The following is a 7,139-nucleotide window of genomic DNA, read 5'->3' on the forward strand; positions in this document are numbered from 1 at the left end:
ATCGTGCGGGCGGGCGACTTTTTCGGTCCGCGCGTGGGCAATAGCTGGCTCGCGCAGGGCATGGTGCAGCCCGGCCGGCCGGTGCGCACGGTGCGCGAGCCGGGGCGGCCTGGCATCGGCCATACGTGGGCCTACGTGCCCGATGTGGCGCGCACGATGGTCGAACTGATCGAACTGCGCGCCGAACTCGCGCCGTTCGCCCGCTTTCACATGAAAGGTCACCGCGACGCCGACGGCACGCAGATGGCCGCCGCGCTCTGCCGCGTCGCCGAACGGCACGGGCTCGCCGCGCGCCGCAAGCCCTTCGCCTGGCCGCTGGTCTGGATCGGCGCGCTGTTTTCGACGACGCTGCGCGAGATGCTGGAAATGCGTTATCTGTGGCGCGACACGCTCGACCTCGACAACGCGCGCCTCGTGCGCACGCTCGGCCGCGAGCCGCATACGCCGCTCGATACCGCGCTGGAGGCCACGCTCGCCGGGCTTGGCTGCCTGGGCGCGCCGGTTGCGGCGCTCGCGTCGGGACATTGACGGGTTTTCATCGCGGATTCATTGCGCGATATTGCGCCATTTCGCGCCATATCGCGTTCCGGCACGTTTTGGCATGGCTTCGCTGCGAAAGCACCGGAAAGCCCGCGAAAGCGCTGGGAAGCGTTGGCGTCCCGTCAACGCACCCTTTACGCACCATCAACGCACCGTCCACGCGCCCTGAACACCCCCATAAACACCCGCCTGGCGCGCCGCGCCGCGCTGGCTCGCGTACAATGCGCCCCGTCCCTGCAAGTACCTGAGATAGACGGAGAAGTCTGATGATTATCGAACCGCGCGTTCGCGGCTTTATTTGCGTGACGGCGCATCCCGCCGGCTGCGCAGCCAACGTGGCCCAGCAAATCGAATATGTCAAAGCGAACGGCGCCATCGCCAACGGCCCGAAACGCGTGCTCGTGATCGGCGCGTCGACGGGCTACGGCCTCGCCGCGCGCATCTCGGCGGCGTTCGGCAGCGGCGCGGCCACGCTCGGCGTGTGCTTCGAGCGCGCGGGCAGCGAAACGCGCCCCGCCACCGCCGGCTGGTACAACACCGCCGCGTTCGAGCAGTTCGCCGCGCAACAGGGCCTGTACGCCAAGTCGATCAACGGCGACGCGTTCTCCACCGCCGTGAAGGACGCCACGATCGAGACGATCAAGCGCGATCTCGGCCAGGTCGATCTCGTCGTCTACAGCCTCGCCGCGCCGCGCCGCACGCACCCGGTCACGGGCGAAGTGCATGCGTCGACGCTCAAGCCGGTCGGCAAGACGCTGCGCATGCGCGGCGTCGACACCGACAAGGAAATCGTCAAGGAAACCGTGCTCGAAGCCGCTTCGCAGGCGGAAATCGACGGCACCGTGGCCGTGATGGGCGGCGAGGACTGGCAGATGTGGATCGACGCGCTGCTCGACGCGGGCGTGCTCGCTCCCGGCGCGAAGACCACGGCGTTCACGTACCTCGGCGCGGAAATCACCCACGACATCTACTGGAACGGTTCGATCGGCGCGGCCAAGAAGGATCTCGACCAGAAGGTGCTCGGCATGCGCGAGAAGCTCGCGGCGCATGGCGGCGGCGACGCACGCGTCTCCGTGCTCAAGGCCGTGGTCACGCAGGCCAGCTCGGCGATTCCGATCATGCCGCTCTACCTCGCGCTGCTGTTCCGCGCGATGAAGGAAAACGGCTCGCACGAAGGCTGCATCGAGCAGGTCTACGGTCTGTACAAGGACTCGCTCTACAACGCCGCGCCCGTGCTCGACGACGAAGGCCGTCTGCGCGCCGACTACAAGGAACTCGCGCCCGAAATCCAGGCGCAGGTGAAGGCCGCCTGGGATCAGGTGAGCGCGGAAAATCTCTACGAGATCACCGACTTCGCGGGCTATAAGGCCGAGTTCCTGCGTCTGTTCGGCTTCGGCATCGAAGGCGTGGATTACGCCGCCGACGTCAACCCGGATGTCGCGATTCCGGGCATCCAGCAGCTTTAATCGGCTCGATCAAGGTTTGTGCGCGCGGCGCGTCAGCGTCGCGCGACGCCTCGCTCAATGCGAATGCCGGGGCACCTCCGCGCCCCGGCAACCCACCAGAAAGTCGAAATCGCAGCCTTCGTCGGCTTGCAGCACGTGCTCGACATAGAGCTTGCGATAACCGCTGCCATCGGCGGGCAAGGGCTGTTGCGCCGCGCGCCATGCGTCGAGCCGCGCGGTTATTTCGGCATCCGAAATATCGATACGCAGCGTGCCGCGCTCGCAATCGAGTTCGATCCAGTCGCCGTCCTGCACGATCGCCAGCGGTCCGCCCGCGCGCGCCTCGGGCGCGACGTGCAGCACCACCGTTCCGTACGCCGTGCCGCTCATGCGCGCATCCGACACCCGCACCATGTCGGTCACGCCTTGCGCGAGCAGCTTGGGCGGCAAGCCCATGTTGCCCACCTCGGCCATGCCCGGATAGCCCTTCGGTCCGCAGTTCTTCATCACGAGCACCGAATCGGCGGTGACGTCGAGATCGGGATCGGCGATACGCGCCTTGTAGTCGTCGAAATTCTCGAACACCACCGCGCGGCCGCGATGCTTCAACAATTTCGCCGTCGCCGCTGAAGGCTTGAGCACCGCGCCGTTCGGCGCGAGATTGCCGCGCAGCACGCACAGGCCGCCGTCATGCACGAGTGGTTCGCCAAGCGGTCGAATCACTTCCTCGTTGAAATTGGGTGCCTCGCGCACGTTCTCCCAGATCGTCTTGCCGTTCGCCGTGAGCGCGTCGGGATGCGGCAGCAGCTTCGCTTCGCCAAGGCGTCTGAGCACCGCCGGCAAACCGCCCGCGTAATAGAACTCTTCCATCAGGAAGCGGCCCGAGGGCTGCAGATCGACGATGGTCGGCGTGCCGCGCCCGATGCGGGTCCAGTCGTCGAGTTCGAGCGGCACGCCGATTCGTCCCGCGATCGCCTTCAAATGAATCGCCGCATTGGTCGAGCCGCCGATCGCCGCGTTGGTGCGAATCGCATTCTCGAACGCCGCGCGCGTAAGCAGTTTCGAAAGCCGCAAATCTTCGAATGCCATTTCAACGATTCGGATTCCTGACATTTGCGCGAGCACGTAGCGCCGTGCATCCACGGCCGGAATCGCCGCGTTATGCGGCAGCGACACGCCGAGCGCTTCGGCCATGCACGCCATCGTCGACGCGGTGCCCATGGTGTTGCAGGTGCCCGCCGAACGCGACATGCCCGCTTCCGCCGACATGAATTCGTGCAGCGAGATCTTGCCCGCCTTCACCTGCTCGCTCAGTTGCCATACGACCGTGCCCGAGCCGATGTCGCGTCCTTCGTGCTTGCCGTTGAGCATCGGGCCGCCCGTCACGACGATGGCGGGCACATCGCAGCTCGCCGCGCCCATCAGCAACGCGGGCGTGGTCTTATCGCAGCCCACCAGCAGCACGACGGCGTCGACGGGATTGCCGCGTATCGCTTCCTCCACATCCATCGATGCGAGATTGCGCGTGAACATCGCCGTCGGCCGCAAATTCGATTCGCCATTCGAAAACACGGGAAATTCAACGGGAAATCCGCCCGCTTCATACACGCCGCGTTTAACGTGTTCAGCGAGCTTACGAAAATGCGCATTACAAGGCGTAAGTTCGGACCACGTATTGCAGATGCCGATAATCGGCTTGCCCGCGAACTCGTGATCCGGTATGCCCTGGTTCTTCATCCAGCTTCGATACATGAAGCCGTTCTTGTCCGTGGTGCCGAACCACGCGGCTGAGCGCAGGCGCGTCTTGCGAGTGTTCATGGCGTGACCCACTTAGTGAGAAAGTCCCATAAATAGCATGACTATATAACCGAGGAGGATCGGGAAAACGCTAATAAAAACCGCAAATAGCGTCGCATATAGTTTGGCTATTCAAATTGCAGGCGAACGGCTGCCGGTCTCCAACCGGCGGCGTGGGATGGCGCGAACATACTCGTGACACTGTCCGGCCGTGATGGACGCGGGTGTAGCGCCATGAATTAAAAAACTACAGAGCTACACATCGGAGACACGCATGAAATTCGCTACACGTATGGTGAGCGGGCTCGTCGCGGCAGCGGCGGCTTTCTCGATGGCTGCGGGCGTCGCCCACGCCGAAGATAAACAGATTACGCTCGGTTTCGCGCAGGTGGGGGCCGAAAGCGCCTGGCGCACGGCCAACACGGTGTCGGTGAAAGCCGCCGCCAAGGACGCCGGCATCAACCTCAAGTTCTCCGACGCGCAGCAAAAGCAGGAAAACCAGATCAAGGCGATCCGCTCGTATATCGCGCAGAAAGTCGATGTGATCGCGTTCTCGCCGGTGGTCGAATCGGGCTGGGAACCGGTGCTGCAGGAAGCCAAACGCGCGAAGATTCCGGTCATTCTCACCGACCGCAACATCGACGTGAAAGATCAGTCGCTTTACGTGACGATGATCGGCTCTGACTTCATGGAAGAAGGCCGCCGCGCGGGCAAATGGCTCGAAGATCACTACAAGAGCAACCCCGGCCCGATCAATATCGTCGAGCTGCAAGGCACGGTGGGTTCGGCGCCCGCCAACGACCGTCACGCCGGTCTGATCGAGGTGATCAAGAACGATCCGAAGTTCAAGATCATCGCGTCGCAAAGCGGCGACTTCACGCTCGCGGGCGGCAAGCAGGTGATGGAAGCGTTCGCCAAGACGTATGGCAACAAGATCAACGTGGTCTACGCGCATAACGACGACATGGCGCTCGGCGCGATCCAGGCCATGGAAGAAGCCGGCATGAAGCCGGGCAAGGACGTGAGCGTGGTGTCGTTCGACGCGACCAAGGGTGGCTTCGAGGCGATGATCGCGGGCAAGATGAACGTCGACGTGGAATGCAGCCCGCTGCTCGGGCCGCAACTGATGTCGGCCGTGAAGGACATCGTGGCGGGCAAGCAGCTGCCCAAGCGCATCGTCACCAACGAAACGGTGTTCCCGATGGACGTGGCGGCGCAAGTGCTGCCGTCGCGCAAGTACTAAACTTCACGCGAGTTTGTAGCCAGTTTGAAGCGAAATTGAAGCGCAGCAGGCTGTACCAGGTAGCAAGCGATCATTGAGCGCGGAAGTTACGCGCCCGGCGCGCGTCACGTGCATGGCGTGATGCGCGCCCGGATTTTTTCGGCGCTCGCTGAACATGCGATGCCGCTCGCCGCCCGATTTCAGCATCCGCAGAATTTGATTAGCACTTCGGATCATTCCGTTCCTGCCCATGAGCGCCCCGCCCCTACTCGAAACCCTCGGTTTGTCGCGAACTTTCCCCGGCGTGCGTGCGCTCGACCGGGTCGATTTTCGTTTGTTCCCCGGCGAGATTCACACGCTGATGGGCCAGAACGGCGCGGGCAAATCCACGCTGATCAACGTGCTCACCGGCGTGCACGAACCCGAGGCGGGCGAGATCCGTCTCGCGGGCCAGGCCGTGCGTTTCGCCACGCCGCAGGAGGCCGAGGCGGCGGGCATCCAGACGCTCTATCAGGAAGTCAATCTCTGCCCGAATCTCTCGGTCGCCGAGAATATTTTCGCGGGCCGCCAGCCGCGCAAACGCGGTCTGATCGACTGGAAGTCGATCCACCGTCGCGCCGCCGAGGCGCTCGCTGAACTCAATCTCTCGCTCGACGTCACGCAGTCGCTCGACACCTATCCGATTGCGATGCAGCAAATGGTGGCGATCGCGCGCGCGGTGTCGGTGGACGCGCGCATTCTGATTCTCGACGAACCGACGTCGAGCCTCGACGAAGGCGAAGTCGCGCGCCTGTTCGAGGTGCTGCGCAAGCTCAAGGCGTCGGGCATCGCGATTCTGTTCGTCACGCATTTTCTGGAGCAGACCTACGCGATCTCCGACCGCATCACGGTGATGCGCAACGGCGAGCGCGAGGGCGAATATCTCGCCGCCGATCTGCCCGTGCAGACGCTCGTCGCGAAGATGGTGGGCCTGAAGGACGCGGGCGAGCGGCTCGTGCATCCCGAACCGCCGCGCGCCGAGACGCAAAACGAAGCCGCGCAGACGCAAGCGCCCTATCTCGCCGCGCAGGGCGTGGCGCGACGCGGCGTGCTCAATCCGCTCGATCTCGAAGTGCAGCCGGGGCAGATTCTGGGCCTCGCGGGCCTGCTCGGTTCGGGGCGTACGGAAACCGCGCGTCTGCTGTTCGGCGCCGACCGCGCCGATGCCGGCGACGTGCGTATCGACGGCAAGACCGTGAAGCTGTCTTCGCCGCGCGACGCGGTGCGCCACGGCATGGCCTATTGCCCCGAGGACCGCAAGAAGGAAGGCATCGTCGCCGATCTGTCGATCCGCGAAAACATCGTGCTCGCGCTGCAGGCGCAGCGCGGCTGGTGGCGCATGATCAGCCGCGCGCGTCAGCGTGAACTCGCCAACGACTACATCGAGCAACTGGGCATCAAGGCGCGCGACGCCGAACAGCCCATCGGCCTGCTGTCGGGCGGCAATCAGCAGAAGGTGCTGCTCGCGCGCTGGCTCGCGACCAACCCGCGCCTGCTGATTCTCGACGAACCCACGCGCGGCATCGACGTGGCCGCGAAATTCGAAATCATGGACCGCGTGCGCGCGCTCTGCGCGAAAGGGCTGGGCATCCTGTTCATTTCGTCGGAGATCAGCGAAGTGGTGCGCGTGAGCGATCGCATCGCCGTGCTGCGCGACCGCCGCAAGGTGGCGGAACTCGCGGGCGCGAAGCGCTCGGAACACGAGGTCTACGACCTCATCGCCGGAGATCGCCGATGACCCTGCCGCCCATCGATCCGCCCAAACGCGGCGCGCTGCCCGCGTGGCTCTCGCTGCTGCTCAAGCATCCGCTCGTGTGGCCCGCGCTCACATTGATCGCGCTGTTCGCCGTGGACGTGATCCACCGCGCGAACTTTCTGTCCATCACGCTGCTCGGCGGCCATCTGTTCGGCGCACCCATCGACATTCTGATGCGCGCCGCGCCGCTCGTCGTGGTCTCGCTCGGCATGACGCTCGTGATCGCCACGCGCGGCATCGACATTTCGGTCGGCGCGGTGGTCGCCATCGCGGGCGCGGCGGCCGCCACGGTGCTCGCCGCCGATCCGTCGCGCGTGGGCGTCGCCTTCGGCGCGGCGCT

General features: G+C 64.7%; 5 protein-coding genes and 2 pseudogenes. 5 read left to right on the forward strand and 2 right to left on the reverse strand.

The genetic code is table 11. The features are described 5' to 3' along the window. Positions 1-528: pseudogene (locus G3N97_RS34705) on the forward strand (hypothetical protein); the annotation flags it as partial. A 278-nt stretch (positions 529-806) separates the two neighbouring features. Further along, positions 807-2,006 carry an enoyl-ACP reductase FabV gene (fabV, locus tag G3N97_RS34710; protein ID WP_205997374.1) on the forward strand — a complete coding sequence of 400 codons (1,200 nt, stop codon included), beginning with the start codon at positions 807-809 and terminating at the stop codon, positions 2,004-2,006. A gap of 54 nt (positions 2,007-2,060) precedes the next feature. Here the strand turns inward: fabV and G3N97_RS34715 are convergent, their stop codons facing one another. Then, complete coding sequence (locus G3N97_RS34715; RefSeq protein WP_205997375.1) at positions 2,061-3,803, reverse strand: IlvD/Edd family dehydratase; 1,743 nt, start codon at positions 3,801-3,803, stop codon at positions 2,061-2,063. 253 nt (positions 3,804-4,056) lie between these two features. On the opposite strand from G3N97_RS34715, the gene G3N97_RS34720 reads away from it, so the two are divergent. Further along, entirely contained in the window at positions 4,057-5,025 is a 969-nt protein-coding gene (locus tag G3N97_RS34720) for an ABC transporter substrate-binding protein (protein ID WP_065063809.1), read from the forward strand. Between the two features lie 3 nt (positions 5,026-5,028). Here G3N97_RS34720 and G3N97_RS34725 read toward each other — a convergent pair whose 3' ends face one another. Beyond that, the gene (locus G3N97_RS34725; protein ID WP_205997376.1) at positions 5,029-5,241 is read right to left on the reverse strand and encodes a hypothetical protein; all 213 of its coding nucleotides are present in this window, start codon (positions 5,239-5,241) and stop codon (positions 5,029-5,031) included. A gap of 13 nt (positions 5,242-5,254) precedes the next feature. On the opposite strand from G3N97_RS34725, the gene G3N97_RS34730 reads away from it, so the two are divergent. After that, positions 5,255-6,781: a sugar ABC transporter ATP-binding protein gene (locus G3N97_RS34730; protein WP_205997377.1), complete on the forward strand. Its 1,527-nt coding sequence runs from the start codon at positions 5,255-5,257 to the stop codon at positions 6,779-6,781. Further along, positions 6,778-7,139 (forward strand): annotated as a pseudogene (locus G3N97_RS34735) (hypothetical protein); the annotation flags it as partial. The gene G3N97_RS34730 and the pseudogene G3N97_RS34735, both read left to right, overlap by 4 nt.

Origin of the sequence: Paraburkholderia sp. Ac-20347 (assembly GCF_017104805.1) — a bacterium.
In the GTDB taxonomy this organism is placed as follows: domain Bacteria; phylum Pseudomonadota; class Gammaproteobacteria; order Burkholderiales; family Burkholderiaceae; genus Paraburkholderia; species Paraburkholderia tropica.